Origin of the sequence: Streptomyces milbemycinicus (assembly GCF_002154605.1) — a bacterium.
GTDB lineage: Bacteria > Actinomycetota > Actinomycetes > Streptomycetales > Streptomycetaceae > Streptomyces > Streptomyces milbemycinicus.
This window is the reverse complement of record NZ_MUNE01000600.1, coordinates 1-20910: the sequence shown is the minus strand read 5'-3', so window position 1 is coordinate 20910 and position 20910 is coordinate 1. Positions and strand designations below refer to the sequence as shown.

The following is a 20910-nucleotide window of genomic DNA, read 5'->3' as shown; positions in this document are numbered from 1 at the left end:
TGTCGGCCTTCACCTTTGGGCAAGGTCAAGCGTCATGAGGGGGTGGGGGATTTGTGAGTGTCCGGCACGGCGCCACCGGTCCGGACGGAGGGTGCGACCGTACGGTACAGGCCCACCGTCGCCAGCTGCGGCGTGGCGCGGGCGGCCAGGACGCGGATCCGGACCCGGTCGGTGCGCACCGGCGTGTTGAGCACCAGGATCCGGCTGTAGCCGACGGTCGTACCGCTCGCCGCCTGCACCCATCCGGTGCCGTCCCAGGTGTCCACCGCGAACTCCTCGACCCGCTGGCCCCGGGTGATGTTCTCGCGGAGCAGGATCTGGTCGAAGCTCTGCGCCCGGGGCAGGTCCAGGACCACGCTGCCCGTGGTGGCCTGGCCCGCCGGGGACCAGCCGGTGGACAGGTCCTCGTCGGACAGCGCGGCGCCCGTCGCGTCTTTTCCGGGCGCCAGGAGGTTGGTGCGGTAGGTGTCGCTGACGGCCGTGCCGAAGGAGGTGAGCGAGGCGAGATCGGCGTCGGCGATCCGCCCGTCCGTGCCGGGCGGCGCGTTGAGCAGCATCACGGCGTTGCGCCCGACGGATCGCCGGTACTTGTCGACCAGCTCGGCCGCCGACTGCGGCCGCTCGCCGGGATGGTAGAACCAGCCGGGCCTGATCGAGGAGTCCGCCTCGGCCGGGAACCACTGCAGATAGCGCACATCGGACCGGCCGAGCACCGCCCGGGAACCGATGTCCTCGGCCCATGCGCCACCGGGGATCAGCCCCTCGTTGTGCGCCGTGTCCGGGTCGCCCGTCGCCGGGACGACGCTCCACTCGCCGGTCCGCGCCACACCCGCCTCGTTGCCCACCCACCGGGTGCCCTGCGGCCCGGCGAAGACCACCGTGTCCGGGGACAGCGCCTTGATCATCGCGAACCAGGTCGTGAAGTCGTACTTCTCGCTGATCCCCGAACCGGCCCACGGATTGGCGCCGTCCAGCCACAACTCGTCGATCGGCCCGTACTGGGTGAACAGTTCGTAGAGCTGGTTCAGGTAGTAGGCGTTGTACTCGTCCTCGACGACCTCGAACGTCGGCAGGGTGCCCCGCGCCACCGCGCGGGCCCGGTCGTCACCGGGGACCAGGGTCGGGATCGTACGCGCCATGGGCGTGCTGGAGTTGCCGTACCGGCCCTGGCCGGCCGGGCTCGCGGGCGCGTCCTCCAGCGTGGCCTTCTCCGCCGTCGAGCGCGAGTCGGCCGGTTTGGCCTTGATCGCCGGGATGTAGGTGTCCTTGTGCCACGCCCGGGGCAGTTCGGCCCCGTCGGACGGCGACAGATAGATCCCCACCCGCAGCCCCGCCGCACGGGCCGCGCGGACGTATGTGCCGAGGATGTCCCCGCCCTGCCGTTCGCAGCCCGCCTCCCGCGCCCGCCAGTACGCGGAAGGGTCGGCGTCACGCTTCTGCTCGGCCGCGGCGCGGGCAGCGGCGGTCTCCCCGGCCTGGTCGCAGCCCGCGGTGCTGACCCACCAAGGGCTGGCGATCACGGAGTGGTTGCTGTAGCGGGTGGGGTAGAGCACAAAGCCGTCGTGGTGCTTGGCGGTGAAGATGACCTGCTTGGCCCCCATCGCCCGGTACGCGCGCATCCACTGGTCCACATCGACGTTCGACGGGGTGAAGCGCGACTCCTTCTCCATGCCCGAGCCCCACTCACGGTTGGTGAAGGTGTTCATCCCGAAGTGAGTGAAACCGACGATACCGCGCTGCTGCCAGGCCACTTGGGACGGGCGCGGCACGATGTTCGCGGCCTTCTCGACGATCCGCGCCAGGCTGTCGCACTCCTCCACGGCCATGACCGGCGCGGGTGTCACGGGCTCCTGACACCCCGTTGCGCCGCTTTCCTCTTTGGCCGCGGCGGTCGCGGGCGGCAGGGCCGCCACCCCCGTCAGCGCCGCGATCGCGGCGGCGATCATGGCGCGGCGGAGGCCGCCTCTCCTCGAGCACCGGAACAGATTCATCGGATGTATTCGCCTCTCGATGCCGTGACACCGGTCATGGCCGACGAGAGTAGTAAGCGTGTTCGCCGCTGGGAAGTGGGTAACAACCCTCATGCCGATGGACACAGTGATCCAACGAATGCGCGCCGGGCGCGGACGCCGCCGCTGGGCCGTCTGCCTTCTGGCCGCCCTGGCCCTGTTCGTACCGCCGGCCCTTCCGGCCTCGGCGCACGCCCCCACGTCCGCCGCTGCCGCCCGAGCCGCGGCCACACCGGAGGTGATACCGGCCCTGACGGGGTGGACCGCCGGATCCGGCACCCTCCAGCTGCAGCAGGGCTCCCGTATCGTCTCGCCCGCGGCCAAACGGGTCCCGGCCGAGCGGGCCCCGGCCAAACGGGCCCCGATCAAACGGGCCCAGGCCGACGCGGCCACCTTCGCCGACGACCTGGCCGCCGCCACCGGCCTCAGGCTCCCCGTGGTCAGCGGGGGAGAGCCCCGCGCCGGCGACTTGGTCCTGCGCCTCGACCCCGGCGCCCGAGAACTCGGCGCGGAGGGATACGAACTTCTCGTCTCCGACACCGTGCGGATCACCGGAGCGACCGACGACGGGCTGTTCCTCGGCACCCGCACCGTGCTGCAGATGCTCCACGGCCAGACCGTACTGCCGCGCGGCCGGACGGTCGACGTCCCCCAATACCCCGAACGCGGCGTGGGGGTGTGCGCCTGCTATATCCACATCTCGATGCCCTGGTTCGAGCGGCTGATGCGGGAGATGTCGTATCTGAAACTCAACCAGCTGTGGATCGAGGCGAAAGTCGCCAGCGACGACTACCCGAAGACCAAGTTCTGGGGCTACTACACCAAGGACGAGATACGACAGCTCTCGGCCATGGCGAAGAAGTACCACATCACCCTCGTACCCGAGATCAACTCACCCGGACACATCGACCCCTATCTGCAGAACCACCCTGAACTGCAGCTCACCGACTCCTCCGGCGCCAAGTCGCCCTCGCGGCTGGACATCACCCGGCCCGAGGCCTACAGCTTCTACACCGGGCTGCTCGACGAGGCCCTTACCGTCTGGGACACGCCTTACTGGCATATGGGAGCCGATGAGTACATGCTCGGCTCTGACTACGCCGCCTATCCGCAGATAGCCGCCTACGCGAAGGCGAAGTACGGCGCGTCGGCCACCCCGCAGGACGCGTTCATCGACTTCGTCAACCGCGTGAACGCCCATGTGCGGGCCGACGGCAGAACCCTGCGGATCTGGAACGACGGACTGACCGGCGAAAACACCATCGCCCTCGACAAGAACATCGACGTCGAGCACTGGACCCCCGAGGCCCAGCAGCCACCCTCCGCACTCCTCGCGCAGGGCCACCAGGTCATGAACTCCGCCTACTCCCTCTATCTGATCCGCGGCGGCTCGAAAATGAAAACCCAGGCCCTGTACGACAGCGACTGGACGCCCCTGCGCTTCGAGGGAGAGACACTGACCGGCCCCCAGCCCCAGGTCACCGGCGCCAAGATCACCATGTGGCCCGACTTCGCGTCCGAACAGACCGAGAACGAGGTCGAGGCCGACGCGTTCATGCCGCTGCGCTTCATCTCCCAGGCCACCTGGGGCAGCCCCAAACCCGCCGCGACCTACACCGGCTTCGCCGACCTCGCCAACCGGCTCGGCCACACCCCCGGCTGGAACAACGTCACACGCCTCCCGCTGAAGGACGGCACCTACGCCCTCACCCTCCCCGACTCGGCCAAGCGGCTGACCACGGCAGGCACCACGCAAGGAGCCCCGGCCAAACTGGCGGCCGACCCCGACGCCACCTGGGCACTCTCGGCCACCCCCGACGGCTACTACCGCATCCGCGCGGTCCGTGGTGGCACCACCACCGGCAACTGCCTGGACATGGTCAGCGGCAGACGCTACCTGGGCGCGCCCCTGGAGGCGGGCGCCACCATCACCCAGCAGAGCTGCTCGGACAACACCCGTACCCAGCGCTGGCAGCTGACCACCAAGGGCGACACGGTGACCCTGGTCAACGCCATCTCCCAACTCGGCCTCGCCCAGAACACCGACGGCCTGGCCGTACAGATGCCCCCGGACACTCAGCCACCGACCGCACTGCGCCCGGTGGCCAGGTAGGGGAGGGGAAGCGACGCAAACACGGTGGCGCCGTGCGGCACACGGTCGATGGTCTGCTGCACGGCGCACTGTCTCATGAGGAGTCAGTCGGGCAAGGGCAGGCGGATGACGGGGTCGAAGGGGTGCTTGTTGAAACCGGTCCGCAGATTGCGGCAGTTCGGCGCCGTGCACATGAAGACGTCCTCGACGCTCTTCCGGCCTGTGCGGTTCTTGAGGTAGACCTTCTCCTCGGCCGTGAGACGGCGGTGCTGCTCATCGGATTGGCAGGTGTAGCAGTACATCTTGTGGTCCGGCACGACACCTCCTGAAAGCGGCAAACAGGCCAACATGAGCCTATGAGGCATGTTGGGTCATGGAAAGTGCACAACAGGACAACTCGGCGTGCTCGCCGAGGACCAGCCGATGTGGATCGCGGCGACGCCCTCGGCGGGAAGGGCATGCCCCTGGCGCTCTTGACCATGTTCGTGATGTTTCTATCGCCGTTCTGGGCGCTGCCGACGCTGTTTCTGACCCGCTCCACGGCCGCGGTCGCGGTCGCGATGGTCAACTCCATCGGCAACCTCGGCGGGTTCTTCGGCCCGTACGCGATCGGCTGGGCCAAGAGGTCGACGGGGAGCGCCACCGGTGGCCTGTTGTTCCTGGGCGGGCTGACCGCCGTGGCCTTCGTCCTCGCCCTGACCATCAGGGTGGGGGAAGCGGGGGAAGCGGAAAGCCCCCGGCCGACTCCAGCGCGACCTCGGACCAGGCTCAGCGCACCTCGCCGGTCACGTCCTAGCTCTCCGGCCGGCTCTCCTCGCCGATCCCGGTCTTGATCGACCGCACCTTGTCCAGGTGTGCGCCGAGGAAGGCGGACGCCGCCTTCAGGTCCCCGCTCTCCACCAGGTCCAGGAGCCTCAGATGCTCCCGGGCCTGGTTGGCGAGCCGGGAGCGGTCGATCTGGTGGCGGTACTCGATCAGCCGTCGCAGCCGGTTCTGACGTCGTACGGCATCGAGCAGGAACTGGTTGCCGGAGCAGCCCACCAGCATCTCGTGGAACGAGGCGTTGACCTGGAACAGTTCGGCGCGCGGCAGCAGCAGGATGTCCCCGTGCAGAAGGGATTCCTGCTGCTGCCGATGGCGTGTGAAGGCGTCGGCATCCACGGTGAAGCCCGGCTCGAGCAGCGCGGCCGGCTCGATGATCATGCGGAACCGGTAGCTCTGGTCATGTGCGTCGACGGTGCCCATGACGTGCTGGAACTCCCAGCCCCGGCCGCCCGCCTTGCGCCGCACCAGATCCTCGCCCTCCATCCGGGACAGCACCCGGTCGGCCTGGCGGGGGGTGAGCCGGTAGCGGCGGCCGATGTCGGCCGCGGTGAAGGAGCCGGTGAACCGGCCGCCGACGTAGTCGTCCGCGATCTCGAAGTACGCGGACTGCTCCACGTCCTCGCCCTCGCTCAGGTCCGGCCGGGTGAGGGCGCGCGCGTCACGCGTGAGGAAGAAGCCGCGGTTGGGAATCCGGTCGAGGATGCCGACCTCGGCCAGGAAGAGCATCGCCTTGCGCACCGGCGTACGGGAGACCTCCAACTCGTCCGCCACCCACTGCTCGGTGACATGGGCGCCCTCTTCGAGGCCGCTGCGACGCATCAGGTCCAGCAGTCGGGTGGCCATGGAGGTGGTCAGATTGGGCCGCGACATCGCTCCTGCGCTCTTCATGTGGTGGGTCGGCAAAGCCTCATCCTACGAATCCCGCCGGAGGAAGAGGACACACGCCGGCGAGCCGGTGTGCACCACATGGCCGGTGGGCCGGAGTCCGCCGCTCACGGCGTCGACGTCGTAGGTGACGATGGTGTGGCTGCGCTCATTGGCGGCGTACAGCTTCCGGCCGTCCGGGCTCAGACAGAAGAACCGCGGCCGGATGCCCCCGGTGGAGGTCCAGCCCACGGGCCGCAGCAGCCCCGTTTTCGCGGACACCTTGAACACCCCGATGGTGTCGGGCTCGGGCCCGCCCGGGCTGGTGTCCCCCGCGCCACCGCGGTTGGAGGCGTACACGAACCGCCCGTCCGGGCTGACCGCGATCTCCGCGCCCCGGCTGTCACCGGTCGCCGTCGGCTCCGTGCCGGCGAGGACCTGGAGCGCTCGGAGAGCACCGCGCCCGGCGTCCCAGTGGTAGCAGGTCACCGTCGAGCGCAGTTCGTCGATGGTGTACGTGTACGGCAGATGGGGGTGGAAGGCGAGGTGTCGGGGGCCGGCGAACTCCCGGGTCGCGATGGACGGGACGGGGCCGTACGACAGCTTCCCGGACTCCGTGTCCAGCGAGAGTGTGAAGATCCGGTCCAGCCCGTTGTCCGGTACGACGACGAAGCGGCCGTCGGGCGAAAAGGGCACGTGGTGCGGCTTGGCGCCGGGCTGTTCGGTGCGGTGCGGGCCCGGCTCGCCCGGCAGGGAGAGCAGATCGGCGAGCGGGCCGAGCCGGCCGTCGTCCAGCAGGCGCAGGGTCGCCACCGTCCCGGAGGAGTGGTTGGCCACCACCAGGAAACGGTTGGACGGGTCCACCGCGAGATGCGCCGGATTGCGGCCACCGGTCTCCTGCTGCCCGAGGGCGGTGAGCAGCCCGGAGGCCGGATCGATGCGGTAGGCGCTGACGTAGGTGAGGTCGCCGTGCACCGCGTACAGGAAGCGCCGGGTGTGGTCGGGGAGCCCACGTAGGCGAGGGTGGAACTGTTGGCGGTCAGGGTCACATCGGCTCCCGTTCCTTGTGGCTGATCCGGTGAGAGAATTGTATCTGTGCGAGGTTTGATACAATAATGCCTGTAGGCTCTGTCTCCGACGGCCGCGCCTCCCTGCACACCGCCCTGCTCGGCGACCTCATGGCCGAGCGCGCCCGGGACAACGGCTGGGCCGGCGTCGTGATCCTCGGCGCGGTCCGGGACGCCGACGAGGACGGGGTGGTGCTGCTTCCGGCAACCACGTCGATCGGGTAGGTGCGGATCTACGCCTGCGTGGACGCACCCCGTACCCTCGTGGCGACCGGGATCACCGACTGAAGACGGAGAAGAGCATGATCACGGAGATCGCCCAGATCGAGGTCCGCCCCGGCAGCGAGGAGGAGTTCGAGAAGGCCGTGGCCGAGGCCGTCCCGCTCTTCCTCGCCGCGGACGGCTGCGAGGGAATCGACCTCACCCGCAGCGTCGAGGAACCGTCCCGCTACCGGCTCATGGTGCGGTGGGAAACCGTCGAACACCACACCGTGACCTTCCGCCAGTCCGACGCCTTCACCCGGTGGCGGGCCCTCGCCGGCCCGTACTTCGCCGCTGCGCCGCAGGTCGAGCACGTACGCTCCGTCCTTGCCCCATGACCGGCGGCCGGGACCGAACCGGTCCCGGCCACCACCGTCAGCGGGGAGCAGACGGACGTGGCCCCTGGGCATGCTGCTTGACGAGTTCGTACGACCGCAGCCGGGCCGCCAACGCGTAGACCGGTGTCACCAGCATCAGTTCGTCCGCACCGGTCGCGTCCGCCAGTTCCGCCAGGCGCCGCACGACGGTCTCGGGTGTGCCATGCGCCTGCTGGGCCCCGAAGGCCGCCAGCGTCTGCCGCTCCTCCTCGGTGAACGGGTGCGCGGACGCCTCGGCGGGGGTGGGGAACGGGATCTCGCTGTGTCCCTTGAGGAGCCCGGCCTTGACGACGTTCATCGGGCCGGCCAGCCGTATCGCCTCCTCCTGAGTCTCGGCGCACACCGTCTCCACGCACACCAGCACGCGGGGGCGGTCACACCACGGGGAGGGAGAGAAGTGGGCGCGGTAGCGGTCGAGCGCGGCCAGGGTGTTGTCGGGACGGATGTGGTGGGCGAAGGCGATGGGCAGGCCGAGTTCCGCGGCGAGCGCGGCACCGGCGGTACTGGAGGACAGCAGCCACGGCTCCGGGAGCGGGCCGAGCGCGACCTCGTCGACCAGGAACCGCAGCGTCGACGCCACATCGTCCCGGTACTCGTCGTCCGTCGTCGGCCCGGCGCCGCGCCGCAGCGCCCGGGCGGTGGACTCGTCGAAGGTGCCGGGACCGCGGCCGACGCCCAGATCGATCCGGCCGGGGTGCAGCGCGGCGAGTGTGCCGAACTGCTCCGCCAGCATGATGGGGGCGTGGTTGGGCGCGAGGACGCCTCCCGAGCCCAGGCGGATGGCCGATGTCGACGCGGCCGCGTGGGCGGTCAGGACCACGGGCGGGAACGCGCCGATGGCGGGGGAGTGGTGGTGCTCGGCGTACCAGAGCCGACGGTAGCCGAGGGCGTCGAGACGCTGGGCGAAGGCAGTGGTGTCGCGCAGCGTGTCCACGGCCCGCGCACCGGCCTGGACCATGGCGACTTCCAGCGCGGAGAGCGGCAGGTCGATCATGCAGCGAGCATAGGGAGTACCGGTCGCCTCGGGCGGCTGTTCGCCCGACGAGGGGCCCGACCACGGGCTTGAGGCAAGGCGGTTGGCGCGCGCCTCAGGGCGTACCGGAATCCGCGGGCAGCACGAGCCGGAAGACGCTGCCGCGGCCCATGGCCGTCTCGAGCTCCAGCCGGCCGCCGTGACCTTGGGCGATCGCGCTCGCGATGGCCAGGCCGAGGCCGGACCCGCCGTGGTCGTGGGAGCGGGACGGGTCGACCCGGTAGAAGCGTTCGAAGACCCGCTCGGCGGCTTCCGGGGACAGTCCGGGGCCTTGGTCCGCCACCTCCAGCACGCAGATCCGCGCCCCTGCCCGCAGCGGTGGCGACGGGCTCGTCCGGCCGGGGCGGTCCGTGCCGCCGGACGTGGGGCCGGCCCGGCCGGTGCCGACGCGTACGTCCACCCTCGTCCCGGGCGGAGTGTGGGTCAGCGCGTTGGACAGCAGGTTGCCCACGACCTGCCGCAGCCGGTGGGGATCGCCGGTCGTCTCGGCCAGCTCCAACTCCTCCTCGTCCTCATCCTTGCCGGCGACCGTCCCGGCGCCGAGGGCGCCCAGCCTGATCGGGTGTCCGTGGCTCTGGTGCGCTGCCGCGCTCACGGAGTCGGCGGCGACCGACAGCAGATCGACCCGCTCGCTGCGGTAGTCGGGCTCCTTGTCCAGCTTGGCCAGCAGCAGGAGATCGTCGACCAGCAGGCTGATCCGCTCGGCGTTCTGGACGATCAGCCGGTCGGCCTCGCGCCGTTCGGCGCTCGACCGGCCCTCATGGCGCAGGGCCAGTTCGGCGAAGCCCTGGATGGACGTCAGCGGGGTCCGCAGTTCGTGTCCTGCGTCGGCGACGAACCGGCGCAGCCGGGCCTCGGAGGATTCGCGTTCCCGGAGGGCTTGTTCCAGCCGGTCCAGCATCGTGTTCAGCACGGTGCCGAGGCGGCCCGTCTCGGTGCGGGGGTCGGTGTCCGGCAGCCGCAGGCTCAGATCGCTGACCGTGATGTCCTGCGCGGAGCGCTCCATACGGGTCAGCGGCAGCAGCCCGATCCGGACGACCCATCGGCTGAGCGCGATCAGACCGGTGAGGGTGGCGGCCAGCACGATGGCATTGAGCCACAGCAGCTTGGAGGTCGCACCGTCGAACGTGTCCAGGGGCAGCGCGACGACATATGAGGTGTGATCGGGTGCGGCCTTCTTCTCGATCCGCCAGTGGCCGTCACCGGAGACGGCCGGAACGGTGGCCGGGCGGCCGTCGGCCGGCTGCAACCGGCCGACGGAATCCGGCAGATCCGGCCCCGGGGCCTTGCCACCGCCGAGGATGCCCCGCTTGTGGCCCGCCGCGTCGAAGAAGGTGAGGCGGAAGTCGGAGGGCAGGTTCACCGAGCCGGGGTTCCGCGGCGGGGGCACCTGATCGGGATAGGCGTCACGGGCGAAGGCCTGCTGCGGCAGGACGAAGTCGTCGAGCTGCTGATCGACGCGGTTGAGCAGCCATGAGCGCAGCACCAGGAATCCGATGGTCTGAGCGGCGAGAACCGCCACGGCGGCCAGCAGCGCCGCACCCCACACCAGGCGGCTGCGCAACGATCCGGGCCGCCCCGCGCGCAGCCGGGTCCGGCGGATCATCCCTCGGTCCGCGGGGTGTGGTCGCGCGGCAGGCGCAGGCAGTACCCCACGCCACGCTGGGTGTGGATCAGCGGCGGATCGAGGTGGTCGATCTTGCGCCGCAGGTATCTCACATACGTTTCGACGATGCGGCCGTCGCCGGAGAAGTCATAGCCCCAGACGCGGTCGAGGATCTGGCTCTTGCTCAACACCCGGTTGGGGTTCTCCATCAGAAAGGCCAGCAGCTTGAACTCGGTCGGGGACAGCGGGATGTACTGCCCCGCCCGATGGACCTCGTGTGCCCGCTCGTCCAGTTCGAGGTCCGCGTAGCGCAGCACCTCGGCCTCGTCCTCGCCCATCTCGTACGGGACATCGTGCCCCGTACGGCGCAGGATGGCGCGGATGCGCAGCAGCACCTCTTCGATGCTGAACGGCTTGCCGACGTAGTCGTCGCCGCCCGCACCGAGGCCGGCGATGCGGTCGCCGACCTCGGTGCGGGCCGTCAGGAACAGGACCGGTGTGCGTACGCCGACCGCGCGCAGGCTTCGGGTGACCTCGAAGCCGTCGAGGTCGGGCAGCATCACATCGAGCAACAGGAGGTCGGGGCGGAAGCGCTCGACCCCCAGCAGGGCGTCGTGCCCCGTGGCGGCGCTGCTCACCTGGTATCCGGACAGGCCCAGGGCCGACTCCAGCAGCAAGCGGATGCCGGGGTCGTCCTCGACGACGAGGATGCGGTGGGTGAGCTGGGTGGCGGGCTGCTCGGCCATGTCGTTCGGCGGTCCGTTCTGCCGTCGCTTACTTCTCGGCGGCTACTTCTGGGCGGCGCAGTCGTACAGGGTGGTGCCGATTCCCATCATGCCGGTCGGTCCGGAATCCTTGCCGGCCGAGCCGCTGGCGCGACCACCGTATGCGGAGGCCGGGACCTTGGTGCAGTTGTCTTTGATCCACTTGGAGCGCTCGGTGGCGGGGCTGTCGCCGCCGCCCGCCATCGGGCCGAAGCGGATGCCACCCGAGCGTGAGTCGGAGCCCAGGACGTAGCGCAGCTTGCCCTGGCTGGTCCATGTCTTCAGCTGGTTGACGGAGGGCGCGTTGTCGGTGCCGATGAAGCCGCCCATGCCGATGACCGTGGCGTCGCTGTTCAGGATGTACGTGGACGCGGCAGTGGCGCCCCCTTCGACGGCGAGGCTGATCCGGGCGGAGCCGGAGTGCTCGACTGCGTAGTCGAGGATCCTGCGCTGATCGGCGGTGAGGTCGGTGCCTCCCAAAAGCCGGCCCATGCCACCCATGCCACCCGGGCTGCCGTTGTCGCCACTGCCACCGCCGAAGCCGGGCATCCCGGAAGGCATCCCGGAAGGCATCCCTGACGGCATGCCCTCCGGCCTGCCACCCGTGCCGCCGCCGAACCCCCCGGGCAGTTCGAAGCCCCCGGGGACGGAGCCTCCACCGGGGAAGGAACCCGAGCCGAACGGGATGCCCCCAGCCGGTCCGGCCATGGGATTGGCGCCGCCCATGGCGGAGGTGGACCCGGGCACACTGACCGCCCAGGCACCGGGCGCCAGCAGCACCGCCAGAACGGCGCCGCCCAGCGCGGTCGGCAGCAGTCGGCGGCGCAGCCCCGAGAGCAGCAGGAGCGCGATCGCGACGAGGCCGACGACCACCACCAGCCACGCCAGCCAGCCGTGCCACGACGACTGCCGCTCGATCAGGACGACCGCCCAGAGCATCGAGACCAGGACCGCCCCGGTCCCCGTCGGCAGGGCCCAGCGCGCACCGGCCCGATGGGCGCGGACCAGCGCGGTCACAAGGCCCGCGGTGAGCGCGGCGACGGCGGGGGCCAGCTGCGTCGTGTAGTACGGATGGAAAGTGCCCTCCTGGGTGGAGAACACGAGCCCGCACACCACCAGCCAGGTCCCCCACAGGACCCACCCGGAGGTGGCCAGTGGCTCGCCCGTGGCCGTGCCGCCGCGGCGGCGCAGCACCGCCACGGCAACCGCCACGCCCAAGGCCACCCCGCAGAGCGGCAGCAACCAGCTGATCTGGCCGCCGACCTGGTCGTTGAAGAGCCGGCCGAGACCGGCGGCGCCACCGAAGGAGACCCCGCCGCCCGGGCCTTCGGCACCGCTCTCGCCGAAGATCCGGCCGAGCCCGTTGTATCCGATCACCAGGTCCCAGGCCGAGCCGTCCTCGCTGCCGCCGATGTACGGGCGGTCGCCGGGCCACAGCGCCACCATGGCCACCCACCACAGCGAGGACACCGCCACCACCGCTCCCGCGATCAGCAGCCGGCGCACGCGGACGAGCCAGGTCCCGGCCGCGCCGATCAGCCAGGCCGCCGTGAGGGCCGGCAGCACCATCCAGGCGGCCAGCATCTTCGTCAGAAACCCGACGCCGATCAGGAAGCCACTGCCGCACAGCCACCACAGGGCCGTCCGACCGGCGGCCGGGGCCTGCAGCGCCCGGGTCAGCGCGTACGCCGCCGCGACCAGGGTCAGTACCAGCAGCGTGTCCGGGTTGTTGTCGCGGTTGATGGCCACGGTGATCGGCGTGAGCGTCATGACCAGCGCGGCGAGCAGCCCGGCGCCTTCGCCCGCCCAGCGGCGTACCGTCCGGTGCAGGACGAACACCGCCGCGACACCTTCCAGCAGCTGGGGCAGGAGCATCGCCCAGCCGTGCAGGCCGAAGATCTTGGTGCTGATCACCTGCGGCCACAGCGCCGCCGGTGGTTTGTCGACCGTGACCACCCCGGCCGGGTCGAACGCGCCGAAGAGGAAGTTGGTCCAGTTGCGCCCCATCGACTTCACCGCGGCCGAGTAGTAGCTGTTGCCCCAGCCGAGGGAGCCGAGGGCCCAGCCGTAGAGCACGGCGGCCAGCAGCAGGATCGCTCCGAGTGCGGCCGGGGCGGCCCAGCGGGGCAGCGTACGGCCGGCGACGAGTGGTGGCGGTGCGCTCGCGGGCGTGGTCGACGGCTCTTGCGAAATGTGGGTCACGGTGCGCTTCGCTTTCCTGTTCCGGACAGAGATGTGGGTGCGGGGGCGGGGCTCATGAGCGCCGGAAGACGGCCAGCCGCAGCACGAGGAAACGCACGGCGGTGACCAGCACCGATGACGCGATCAGCACAAGCGTTTCGGCGGCCGTCGAGGCATCCGGACTGCTCTCGCGGTACAGGAGTACGGCGGCAGAGGTGACCAGGTAGCCCAGGACGAACAGGGCGCCCGCGCCCAGGTGCGCCCGCCCCACCCCGGTCTCCGACCAGCGGAACGTCAGGCGGCGGTTGGCCTCGGTGTTGAACACGGTGAGCACCAGCAGCGACACCAGGTTCGCCAGTGCGGGCGGCCACCAGCCGCGCAGCAGCCAGTAGAGCAGCCCCTGCCCGATGGTCGAGGCCACCCCGATCGCGGCGAAGCAGCCGACCTCCCAGGTGAACCGGGAGCGGCCGGTGTCCGGGGCCAGCACCGCGTCCGGGTGTTCTGCGGCCGGAGCGGGACGGCGCGGCAGCGCGACCCGGGCGGCGCCGGACGCCTTCAGACGCGCCATCCGGTACAGCCCACGCAGATCGTCGGTGGCGGTGCCGACCACGTCGACCCGGGTGTCCACGTCCTCCACCCAGTCGACCGGGACCTCATGGATGCGCAGCCCGTTGTGCTCGGCCAGCAGCAGGAGTTCGGTGTCGAAGAACCAGGCGTCGTCCCGTGTCCTCTCCAGCAGCGGCCGCAGCACCTCGGTACGGGCCGCCTTGAAGCCGCACTGCGCATCGCTGAACCGGGCCCCGTGGGTCAGCCGGATCAACCCGTTGTAGCAGCGGGAGATCAACTCGCGGCGAGGCCCCCGCACGGTCCGCGCGCCCGGCGCGAGCCGACTGCCGATGGCCAGGTCGGAATGGCCGCTGGCCAGCGGCGCTATCAGCGGCAGCAGCCCGTCGAGCCCGGTGGACAGGTCGACGTCCATGTACACGACGATGTCGGCCTCGCTCGCCCCCCACACCGTACGCAGCGCCAGGCCGCGGCCCTTGCGGTCCAGGTGGAGCACCGCCACCCCGGGCAGCTCGTCGGCCAGTGCCGTGGCCACCTCGAAGGTCCGGTCGACGCTGGCGTTGTCCGCCACCGTGATCCGCCACGGGAACGGCAACTGCTCACGCAGCCGGGTGTGCAGGGTGCGCAGACAACCGGGCAGCGCGCGCTCCTCGTTGTAGACGGGAACGACGACTTCGACGGTCGGGGTGTCCGTTCGGGCCGGGTCGGAGGGATCGGGGCGGGCCGCGGGCTGGAAGCCGGCTGCGACACCCGGGCGGGTGGAGGTCTGGGGCATGGATTCCTCGTACGGAGAGGCGACGGTGGGGGTTGCACCCTCGCGGCCCAAGCCGGGAATCCCGCGACAGCAAGCTGGGAATTCGCCGAGAGTCCGCTGGGTCCTCGCTGAGAGCCGTCGGCCCGGGGTGTTCCAGTGGTACCGCGGTACCACTCGGGCGCCGAAGATTCCCCCGCGGTCCCAGGGTTGCCACCGGCCGCCCCCATAGCGTCGATCGCAGACGCCGCGGCGCTTGCGCGGCGGCCGGTTCGATGCGAGAGAGGCCCACTCCCATGATCGAAGCTCGTGAGCTGACGAAGCGGTACGGCGACAAGACGGTCGTCGACACCTTGAGCTTCACCGTCAAGCCCGGTGAGGTGACCGGCTTCCTCGGCCCCAACGGCGCGGGCAAGTCCACCACGATGCGCATGATCGTCGGCCTGGACACTCCCACCAAGGGCTCGGTCACCGTGGGCGGTCGCTCCTACGCCAAGCACGCCGCCCCGCTGCACGAGATCGGCACCCTGCTGGAGGCCAAGTCCGTCCACCCCGGGCGCAGCGCCTTCAACCACCTGATGGCGCTCGCGTACACCCACGGCATTCCGCGCCGCCGGGTGGAGGAGGTCATCGAGCTGGCCGGGCTGACGAGCGTGGCCGGCAAGCGCGTGGGCGCCTTCTCCCTCGGCATGGGCCAGCGGCTCGGCATCGCCTCGGCCCTGCTCGGCGACCCGGCGATCGTCATGCTCGACGAACCGGTCAACGGCCTCGACCCCGAGGGTGTGCTGTGGGTGCGCAACCTCCTGCGCGGGCTGGCCGACGAGGGCCGGGCCGTGATGCTCTCCTCGCATCTGATGAGTGAGACCGCGCTGATCGCCGACCATCTGGTGATCATCGGACGCGGCCGGCTGCTCGCGGACACCACGGCCTGCGACTTCACCCGCGAGGCCGGTGGCGGCGGTGTGAAGGTCGCCACCACCGAGGCCATGAGGCTGCGCCCGCTGCTGGCCGGCCCCGACGTCACGATCAGCTCGTCGTCCGCCGAGGAACTGCTGGTCACCGGACGTGACGCCCATGAGATCGGGGCGATCGCCGCTCAGCACGGGGTGCCGCTGTACGAACTCACCCCCAAGGCCGTGTCCCTGGAGGCGGCCTTCATGGACCTCACCCGCGACGCCGTCGAGTACCAGAGCGCCCCCGCCGGCACCGAACGAAAGGCCGCCTGATGCCCACCACCGCACTCCACCGCAGCCGGCGCCCGGGCCCGGGCAAGGGCCGGAACCTCTCCGCGGCGCCCGAGCCCAAGGTCCCGGCAACGCCCAGGACGGCCTACAAGGTGACCGGTATCCGTGTGCTGCGCTCGGAGTGGGCCAAGTTCTGGTCGCTGCGCTCCACCTGGATCACCCTGGGCGTCGCCGTCGTCCTGCTGATCCTCTTCGGGGCGATCGCCTCGTACACCTACAGTCCCGACGCCGTCGCGACCAGCGGGCCACCCGGCCCGGGAAGCTCCGACGTCGACAGCGACGCCGTCAGTCTGGCACTGACCGGTGTGTCCTTCGCGCAGTTGGCCATCGGTGTGCTCGGGGTGCTGCTGTCCGCGGGCGAGTACAGCACCGGCATGATCCGCTCCACCCTCGCCGCGGTTCCGCGGCGGCTGCCGGTCCTGTGGTCCAAGGCCGCCGTGATCGGGCCCATCGCCCTCGTCCTCACCACCGTCGGCGCGCTGGCCGCCTTCCAACTGGGCGTACCGGGCCTGGACGGCGAGAAGATCGCGCTGTCCCTGGGCGACGACGGCGTGCTGCGCGCCCTGGCCGGCGCCGGTGTCTATCTCGGCCTGGTGGCCGTGTTCGGCGTGGCCCTGGGCGTGCTGATCCGCTCGTCCGCCGGGGCCATCGCGGCCCTGGTCGGCGTGCTGCTCATCCTGCCCGGTCTGGCCTCGTTGCTGCCCGACTCGTGGTACGACACGCTCAGTCCCTACTTCCCCAGCAACGCGGGGTCGGCTGTCTACGCCCTGCACCAGTCATCGGACGCCCTGACGCCCGGGGCGGGGCTCGCGGTCTTCGCCGGCTGGGTGGCGCTGACCCTCGCCGGGGCCGCCTTCCGGCTCGTGCGGACCGACGCCTGACCAGGGCGGGAGGACAATGGTGTCCATGAGCGCGGAACGCCCGGCAGCCGCCGCGGACACCGCCCAGGGGGCGTCGCCGCCCCCTGGGCTCGACGCCGCCTGGGCGCACCCGCTCCTGAGTCGCATGATGCGCGGCCGCCGGGACCGGCAGCGGCTGGACCAGCGGCATCCGTGGCTGCTCGACACCGCGGTGGTAGTGATCGTCGTCTGTATCACCCTGCCCGACCTGCTGTGGGGCAGCGGTAACGCTCCCTTCGGGGGCCGGGACTCCCGTGATCAGCTGCCGTTCGGTGTCTTGTGCGCCTTCGCCGCCGCACTCGTCATTCCGCTGTGGTGGCGTCGCCGGGCCCCGGCCGTCACCTACTTCGTGATCGCGCTGGTGTCCTTGGCCCAGTGGTCACTGGGCATCTGGCTGTCGGCCGGCATCAGCGCCCTCATCGCCCTGTACACCCTGGCCCGGCACGGTTCGCTGCGCCTGCTGGGCTGGGCCGGCGCACTGGCCGCCACCGAAGCGGCGCTGGCGGTTTTCGTCCTCGTACCCGTCGAACATCCGCTGCTCGGCCTCTTCTTCCTGCTGGGGACGGCGACAGCGGCCATCGCCGTCGGCCTGACGCTCCGGATCCGCCAGATGTATCTGGCGGCCTTGGAAGACCGTGCCAGAAGCCTGGAGATCGAGCACGATCAACGCGCCCGGCTCACCGCCGCCGCCGAGCGCTCCCGGGTCGCGCGCGAGATGCACGACATCGTCGGCCACAACCTCTCGGTGATGGTCGGTGTCGCCGACGGCGCCGCGACCCTCGCCACCAACAGGAACGAACAGTCGGCCGAGGCCCTGCGCATCCTCGCCGACACCGGCCGCCAGGCCATGAGCGAACTGCGCCGAGTCCTCGGCGTCTTGCGCGAGGGGCAGGACGGCACACGGATGCTCAGCCCGCAGCCGGGGATCCGCGATCTGGAAGCGCTGCTGGCGCGGGTGCGCGCGGCGGGACTGCGGGTGACCTACCGGACCGTCGGCGACCTCGACTCGTTGAGCAGCGGCGTACAGCTCACCGTCTATCGCATCGTCCAGGAAGCCCTGACCAATACGCTCAAGCACGCGGGTACGGGCTCCGCCGCCGAAGTCACCGTGACCGCCGACGCCGGCACGGTGCGCATACGGGTCGCCGACAGCGGACTGCCGCCGGGGCTGCCCGTGGGAGCGGTGTCGGGGCCACGGACCGGCTTGGACGACTCCGGGCACGGCCTGGTCGGCATCCGTCAGCGGGCCGCCATGTACAGCGGCTCCGTCACCATCGGCCCGCGCGAGACCGGACACGGCTGGATCGTGGACGTCGCGCTCGACGTGCCTGCCCTGTCGGCATCAGGAGACCATCTGCCATGACCACCGTGCTGATCGCCGACGACCAGCCCCTCCAGCGCATGGGCTTCCGCATGCTCATGGAGGGCACCCCCGGCCTGAGCCCGATCGGCGAGGCCGAGCACGGTGCCGAGGCCGTCCGCCTGGCCGAGCAACTGCGGCCCGATGTCGTCCTCATGGACATCCGCATGCCCGGCATGGACGGCCTCGAGGCCACGCGCCGGATCGTCGCCGCCGGCGGCCGCACCCGTGTGCTCATCGTCACCACCTTCGACCTGGACGAATACGCCTACGAAGGGCTGCGGGCCGGTGCCAGCGGTTTTCTGCTCAAGGACGCCCGCCCCGAGGAACTTGTGGCCGGTATCCACGCGGTCGCCACCGGCGACGCCGTCGTCGCGCCCAGCCTGACCCGGCGTCTGCTGGACGCCTACGCCCACCGGGTACTCGCCCCGGCCGACGCCCACGCCCCGGCGGACCCCCGGCTGCGCACCCTCAGCGACCGTGAACGCGAGGTCCTGGTCGCCATCGGCCAGGGCTGGACGAACACGGAGATCGCCGAACGGCTCGTCCTCACCGAGTCCACGGTGAAGAAGCACGTCGGACGGGTCCTCGCCAAGATCGGGGCGCGGGACCGCATCCAGGCCGTGATCATGGCGTACGACGCCGGGCTGGTCAGGGCCAAGTCATAGCCGAGCCGGGCGGAAACGGCCCTCTGCCGCAAATCGCGGAATGCCGCGGCGAGTTGCCCGCAACGACAAAGGGTAAAAGCTTCACCGCGACGAATACGTCGTTGAGAAAACCTTGACTCCGTATCAGCCCCGCGGGTTAGGGTGGCGAGGTCGCTCATGGGTTTTTCTCGGAGGTTCCGGAACGCGGGGGCTGTTTTCCGGTAGGAGAAGGCACCGGCGGGCACAATGTCCACTTTTCGCGCGGAGCGGGGGAATTTCTGCGTGTTGTCGATCATGTCCTTGCTGCCGGATGGCTGCATTGCGGCTATCGGAATTCCCTGTCGACTCTCCGGATGTCTTCCCGGGCCGGGTTGACGAATTCGACCCCCGGCTTCTTCTCAATTTCCCCGCGTGCGGTTGCCGCGGTTCCCGCTGTTCATCGCGGACCACACGCGTGTCGAGGTGGCCGTATGAGACCCATGGAACTATCAGAAGGGGGAACGGTAAAATGACCGACCAGCGAACCGATACGAGACGGACCGCCGTCGTGACCACGATGGCCTCGGACTCCCACACCTGGAATCTGGTGTTCCTGCAGTTACTCATCGAGGAACTGGGCTTTTCCGTGGTGAACCTGGGCCCCTGCGTCCCCGACGATCTGCTGGTGACCCGATGCGCCGAAATCGCCCCCGCGTTCATCGCGGTGAGTAGCGTCAACGGCCATGGCTACCAGGACGGACTGCGAGTCATCAAGAAACTGCGAGCCGATCAGCGGCTCACCGCCACCCCGGTGGTGATCGGCGGAAAGCTCGGCGTCAAGGGCACGGACGGCGCCCGCGCACAGGAGCTTTTGGCGGCCGGATTCGACGAGGTCGTCGAAGAGGGCGGCGACCCGGCCGCCGCCCTGCGGGCCTTCGCCGCCTCGCTGCCGGTCACGGTCACCCTCAGCCCGGGCCGGCCCCTCGCCCGGGCCCACGGCGCGCGATGAGCGAGCGGTAGGCCGTGGTGGACTTCGGAGCGTGCGTCCGGGCCGGCGCGGCGCATGGCCGACTCGTCGTACAACCCCGCATGGGTTTCAGCGACCCGGCCACCATGCGCGCCGGGCTCGCCGCGACCCGCGGGGCCGCCGCCCGGACCGTCGGCACCATCACCGTCGACGCGCACACCCGGGTGGGACATCTGGACGCCGTCGCCACCGCCCTGCGCGAGGGAATCGACCTCAACGGCTACCCGTTGGTCAGCCACCACGCAGCCACCACCGCACAGGTGCTGTCCGGAGTCCAAGGCGAGGACTTCCCCGTACAGGTACGGCACGGCTCGGCGAACCCGGTGGACATCTTCCGCGCACTGCTCGCCGTACGCCTGGGCGCCACCGAAGGCGGCCCCGTCTCCTACTGCCTGCCGTACGGCCGCACACCGCTGTCCGAGTCCGTACACAACTGGGAGGTGAGCTGCGAACTCTTCGCGCAACTCCGTGACACCGGTATGGAGCCCCACCTGGAGACGTTCGGTGGCTGCATGCTCGGACAGCTGTGCCCGCCCAGCCAGCTGGTGGCCATCAGCGTGCTCGAGGCCCTGTTCTTCGTCCAGCACGGCATCCGAAGCGTGTCCGTCAGCTACGCCCAGCAGACCGACCCGACGCAGGACCGGGAGGCCATCGTGGCGCTGCGGCGGCTGTGCTGCGAGCTGCTGCCGGCCGTCGACTGGCATGTCGTCGTCTACACCTACATGGGCCTCTACCCGGAAACACTCGACGGCGCCTACCGTCTGCTCGGGCAGGCGGCGGAGCTCGCGGTCGTCGGCGGCGCGCAGCGGCTGATCGTCAAGACGGCTTCCGAATCACGGCGCATCCCCACCATCGACGAGAATGTGCGCGCTCTGGAGTACGCCGCCTGGGCGGCCGGCCGCGTCCCGCCGGCCCGCGCCCGCGCGCACGACGACGCCGACTCCCGTACGTACGAGGAGGCGGCGGCGCTGGTCGGCGCGGTGCTCAACCTCGCCCCCGACGTGGGCCGCGCGCTGCTGCTGGCCTTCAAGAGGGGGTATTTGGACATCCCCTACTGCTTACACCCGGACAACAGAGGAGACACGCGCAGCTTCATCGACGGCGACGGCCGGTTGCGCTGGGAGTCCACCGGCGCCCTGCCGCTCGGCCGCTCCCCGCGGCGGGGTGGTGGCGGGCGGTTCACTTCGGCGGATCTTCTGAAGGATCTCTCGTATATGCGCCGGAAATTCGACAGTCCCATGGCCGTCGATATGGCGTGAACTCCCCGCACGGCGTCAGGTTCAGCCTCCGCTGACGTTCGCCACCTCGGTGGGAGGGGCGCTGCTCTGCCGTACGACGAGCTGGGGAGTGGGGGCCTGCA

At 70.5% G+C, this 20910-nt stretch carries 19 protein-coding genes; 10 read left to right on the top strand and 9 right to left on the bottom strand.

Annotated features, from left to right (window positions below):
• Positions 1–32: 32 nt before the first annotated feature.
• A complete protein-coding gene (locus CCN51_RS39980) occupies positions 33–1946 on the bottom strand; it encodes an alpha-L-fucosidase (protein WP_014173453.1) in 1914 nt (637 codons plus the stop codon).
• 142 nt (positions 1947–2088) lie between these two features.
• Here CCN51_RS39980 and CCN51_RS39975 point away from each other — a divergent pair, with 142 nt between their 5' ends.
• Positions 2089–4122 (top strand): family 20 glycosylhydrolase, encoded by a 2034-nt coding sequence (locus tag CCN51_RS39975; protein WP_238545271.1) that lies wholly within the window; start codon positions 2089–2091, stop codon positions 4120–4122.
• Between the two features lie 83 nt (positions 4123–4205).
• Here the strand turns inward: CCN51_RS39975 and CCN51_RS39970 are convergent, their stop codons facing one another.
• Positions 4206–4418: a hypothetical protein gene (locus CCN51_RS39970; protein WP_014173451.1), complete on the bottom strand. Its 213-nt coding sequence runs from the start codon at positions 4416–4418 to the stop codon at positions 4206–4208.
• Between the two features lie 108 nt (positions 4419–4526).
• On the opposite strand from CCN51_RS39970, the gene CCN51_RS56700 reads away from it, so the two are divergent.
• On the top strand, positions 4527–4934 hold the full coding sequence (locus CCN51_RS56700) for an MFS transporter (RefSeq protein ID WP_014173450.1): 408 nt from the start codon (positions 4527–4529) through the stop codon (positions 4932–4934).
• Here CCN51_RS56700 and CCN51_RS39960 read toward each other — a convergent pair.
• On the bottom strand, positions 4894–5796 hold the full coding sequence (locus CCN51_RS39960) for a GntR family transcriptional regulator (RefSeq protein ID WP_014173449.1): 903 nt from the start codon (positions 5794–5796) through the stop codon (positions 4894–4896). The two genes, CCN51_RS56700 and CCN51_RS39960, sit on opposite strands and share 41 nt — an antisense overlap.
• A gap of 42 nt (positions 5797–5838) precedes the next feature.
• The gene (locus CCN51_RS39955; RefSeq protein WP_078610299.1) at positions 5839–6903 is read right to left on the bottom strand and encodes a lactonase family protein; all 1065 of its coding nucleotides are present in this window, start codon (positions 6901–6903) and stop codon (positions 5839–5841) included.
• Positions 6904–6905: 2 nt separating this feature from the next.
• Between CCN51_RS39955 and CCN51_RS39950 the strand changes: the two genes are divergently transcribed.
• Together CCN51_RS39950 and CCN51_RS39945 are read left to right on the top strand one after the other, a co-directional pair.
• Complete coding sequence (locus CCN51_RS39950) at positions 6906–7082, top strand: RraA family protein (protein WP_014173447.1); 177 nt, start codon at positions 6906–6908, stop codon at positions 7080–7082.
• A 77-nt stretch (positions 7083–7159) separates the two neighbouring features.
• Complete coding sequence (locus CCN51_RS39945; RefSeq protein ID WP_014173446.1) at positions 7160–7456, top strand: antibiotic biosynthesis monooxygenase family protein; 297 nt, start codon at positions 7160–7162, stop codon at positions 7454–7456.
• Positions 7457–7493: 37 nt separating this feature from the next.
• Here CCN51_RS39945 and CCN51_RS39940 read toward each other — a convergent pair whose 3' ends face one another.
• The 5 genes from CCN51_RS39940 to CCN51_RS39920 all read right to left on the bottom strand — a co-directional run bounded on the left by CCN51_RS39940 (position 7494) and on the right by CCN51_RS39920 (position 14418).
• Positions 7494–8489 (bottom strand): MsnO8 family LLM class oxidoreductase, encoded by a 996-nt coding sequence (locus CCN51_RS39940; protein WP_014173445.1) that lies wholly within the window; start codon positions 8487–8489, stop codon positions 7494–7496.
• Positions 8490–8583: 94 nt separating this feature from the next.
• Positions 8584–10134 carry a HAMP domain-containing sensor histidine kinase gene (locus CCN51_RS39935; RefSeq protein ID WP_014173444.1) on the bottom strand — a complete coding sequence of 517 codons (1551 nt, stop codon included), beginning with the start codon at positions 10132–10134 and terminating at the stop codon, positions 8584–8586.
• A complete protein-coding gene (locus tag CCN51_RS39930) occupies positions 10131–10880 on the bottom strand; it encodes a response regulator transcription factor (protein ID WP_014173443.1) in 750 nt (249 codons plus the stop codon). Before CCN51_RS39930 ends, CCN51_RS39935 begins: the two co-directional genes overlap by 4 nt.
• 42 nt (positions 10881–10922) lie before the next feature.
• Positions 10923–13100, bottom strand: coding sequence for an ArnT family glycosyltransferase (locus tag CCN51_RS39925; RefSeq protein WP_014173442.1), 2178 nt, complete (start codon positions 13098–13100; stop codon positions 10923–10925).
• 52 nt (positions 13101–13152) lie between these two features.
• Complete coding sequence (locus CCN51_RS39920; protein WP_014173441.1) at positions 13153–14418, bottom strand: glycosyltransferase; 1266 nt, start codon at positions 14416–14418, stop codon at positions 13153–13155.
• A 272-nt stretch (positions 14419–14690) separates the two neighbouring features.
• On the opposite strand from CCN51_RS39920, the gene CCN51_RS39915 reads away from it, so the two are divergent.
• From CCN51_RS39915 to CCN51_RS39890, 6 genes are all read left to right on the top strand, one after another.
• Positions 14691–15620, top strand: a complete 930-nt coding sequence (locus CCN51_RS39915) for an ATP-binding cassette domain-containing protein (protein WP_014173440.1) — start codon at positions 14691–14693, stop codon at positions 15618–15620.
• Positions 15620–16519, top strand: coding sequence for an ABC-2 transporter permease (locus CCN51_RS39910; protein ID WP_014173439.1), 900 nt, complete (start codon positions 15620–15622; stop codon positions 16517–16519). The genes CCN51_RS39915 and CCN51_RS39910 overlap by 1 nt, the downstream gene beginning before the upstream one ends.
• A gap of 25 nt (positions 16520–16544) precedes the next feature.
• Positions 16545–17900, top strand: coding sequence for a sensor histidine kinase (locus CCN51_RS39905; RefSeq protein WP_014173438.1), 1356 nt, complete (start codon positions 16545–16547; stop codon positions 17898–17900).
• Positions 17897–18565, top strand: a complete 669-nt coding sequence (locus CCN51_RS39900; protein ID WP_014173437.1) for a response regulator — start codon at positions 17897–17899, stop codon at positions 18563–18565. The genes CCN51_RS39905 and CCN51_RS39900 overlap by 4 nt, the downstream gene beginning before the upstream one ends.
• Positions 18566–19052: 487 nt before the next feature.
• On the top strand, positions 19053–19532 hold the full coding sequence (locus CCN51_RS39895) for a cobalamin B12-binding domain-containing protein (RefSeq protein ID WP_014173436.1): 480 nt from the start codon (positions 19053–19055) through the stop codon (positions 19530–19532).
• An 80-nt stretch (positions 19533–19612) separates the two neighbouring features.
• A complete protein-coding gene (locus tag CCN51_RS39890) occupies positions 19613–20809 on the top strand; it encodes a methylaspartate mutase (RefSeq protein ID WP_405381089.1) in 1197 nt (398 codons plus the stop codon).
• Positions 20810–20910: the final 101 nt, after the last annotated feature.

Coding starts and splice junctions, on each gene's coding strand:
- CCN51_RS39980 (WP_014173453.1), bottom strand. CDS start 1,946: ATGATCGCCGCCGCGATCGCGGCGCTGACGGGGGTGGCGGCCCTGCCG.
- CCN51_RS39975 (WP_238545271.1), top strand. CDS start 2,089: ATGGACACAGTGATCCAACGAATGCGCGCCGGGCGCGGACGCCGCCGC.
- CCN51_RS39960 (WP_014173449.1), bottom strand. CDS start 5,796: ATGTCGCGGCCCAATCTGACCACCTCCATGGCCACCCGACTGCTGGAC.
- CCN51_RS39950 (WP_014173447.1), top strand. CDS start 6,906: ATGCCTGTAGGCTCTGTCTCCGACGGCCGCGCCTCCCTGCACACCGCC.
- CCN51_RS39945 (WP_014173446.1), top strand. CDS start 7,160: ATGATCACGGAGATCGCCCAGATCGAGGTCCGCCCCGGCAGCGAGGAG.
- CCN51_RS39940 (WP_014173445.1), bottom strand. CDS start 8,489: ATGATCGACCTGCCGCTCTCCGCGCTGGAAGTCGCCATGGTCCAGGCC.
- CCN51_RS39935 (WP_014173444.1), bottom strand. CDS start 10,134: ATGATCCGCCGGACCCGGCTGCGCGCGGGGCGGCCCGGATCGTTGCGC.
- CCN51_RS39930 (WP_014173443.1), bottom strand. CDS start 10,880: ATGGCCGAGCAGCCCGCCACCCAGCTCACCCACCGCATCCTCGTCGTC.
- CCN51_RS39920 (WP_014173441.1), bottom strand. CDS start 14,418: ATGCCCCAGACCTCCACCCGCCCGGGTGTCGCAGCCGGCTTCCAGCCC.
- CCN51_RS39915 (WP_014173440.1), top strand. CDS start 14,691: ATGATCGAAGCTCGTGAGCTGACGAAGCGGTACGGCGACAAGACGGTC.
- CCN51_RS39910 (WP_014173439.1), top strand. CDS start 15,620: ATGCCCACCACCGCACTCCACCGCAGCCGGCGCCCGGGCCCGGGCAAG.
- CCN51_RS39905 (WP_014173438.1), top strand. CDS start 16,545: ATGAGCGCGGAACGCCCGGCAGCCGCCGCGGACACCGCCCAGGGGGCG.
- CCN51_RS39900 (WP_014173437.1), top strand. CDS start 17,897: ATGACCACCGTGCTGATCGCCGACGACCAGCCCCTCCAGCGCATGGGC.
- CCN51_RS39895 (WP_014173436.1), top strand. CDS start 19,053: ATGACCGACCAGCGAACCGATACGAGACGGACCGCCGTCGTGACCACG.
- CCN51_RS39890 (WP_405381089.1), top strand. CDS start 19,613: ATGGGTTTCAGCGACCCGGCCACCATGCGCGCCGGGCTCGCCGCGACC.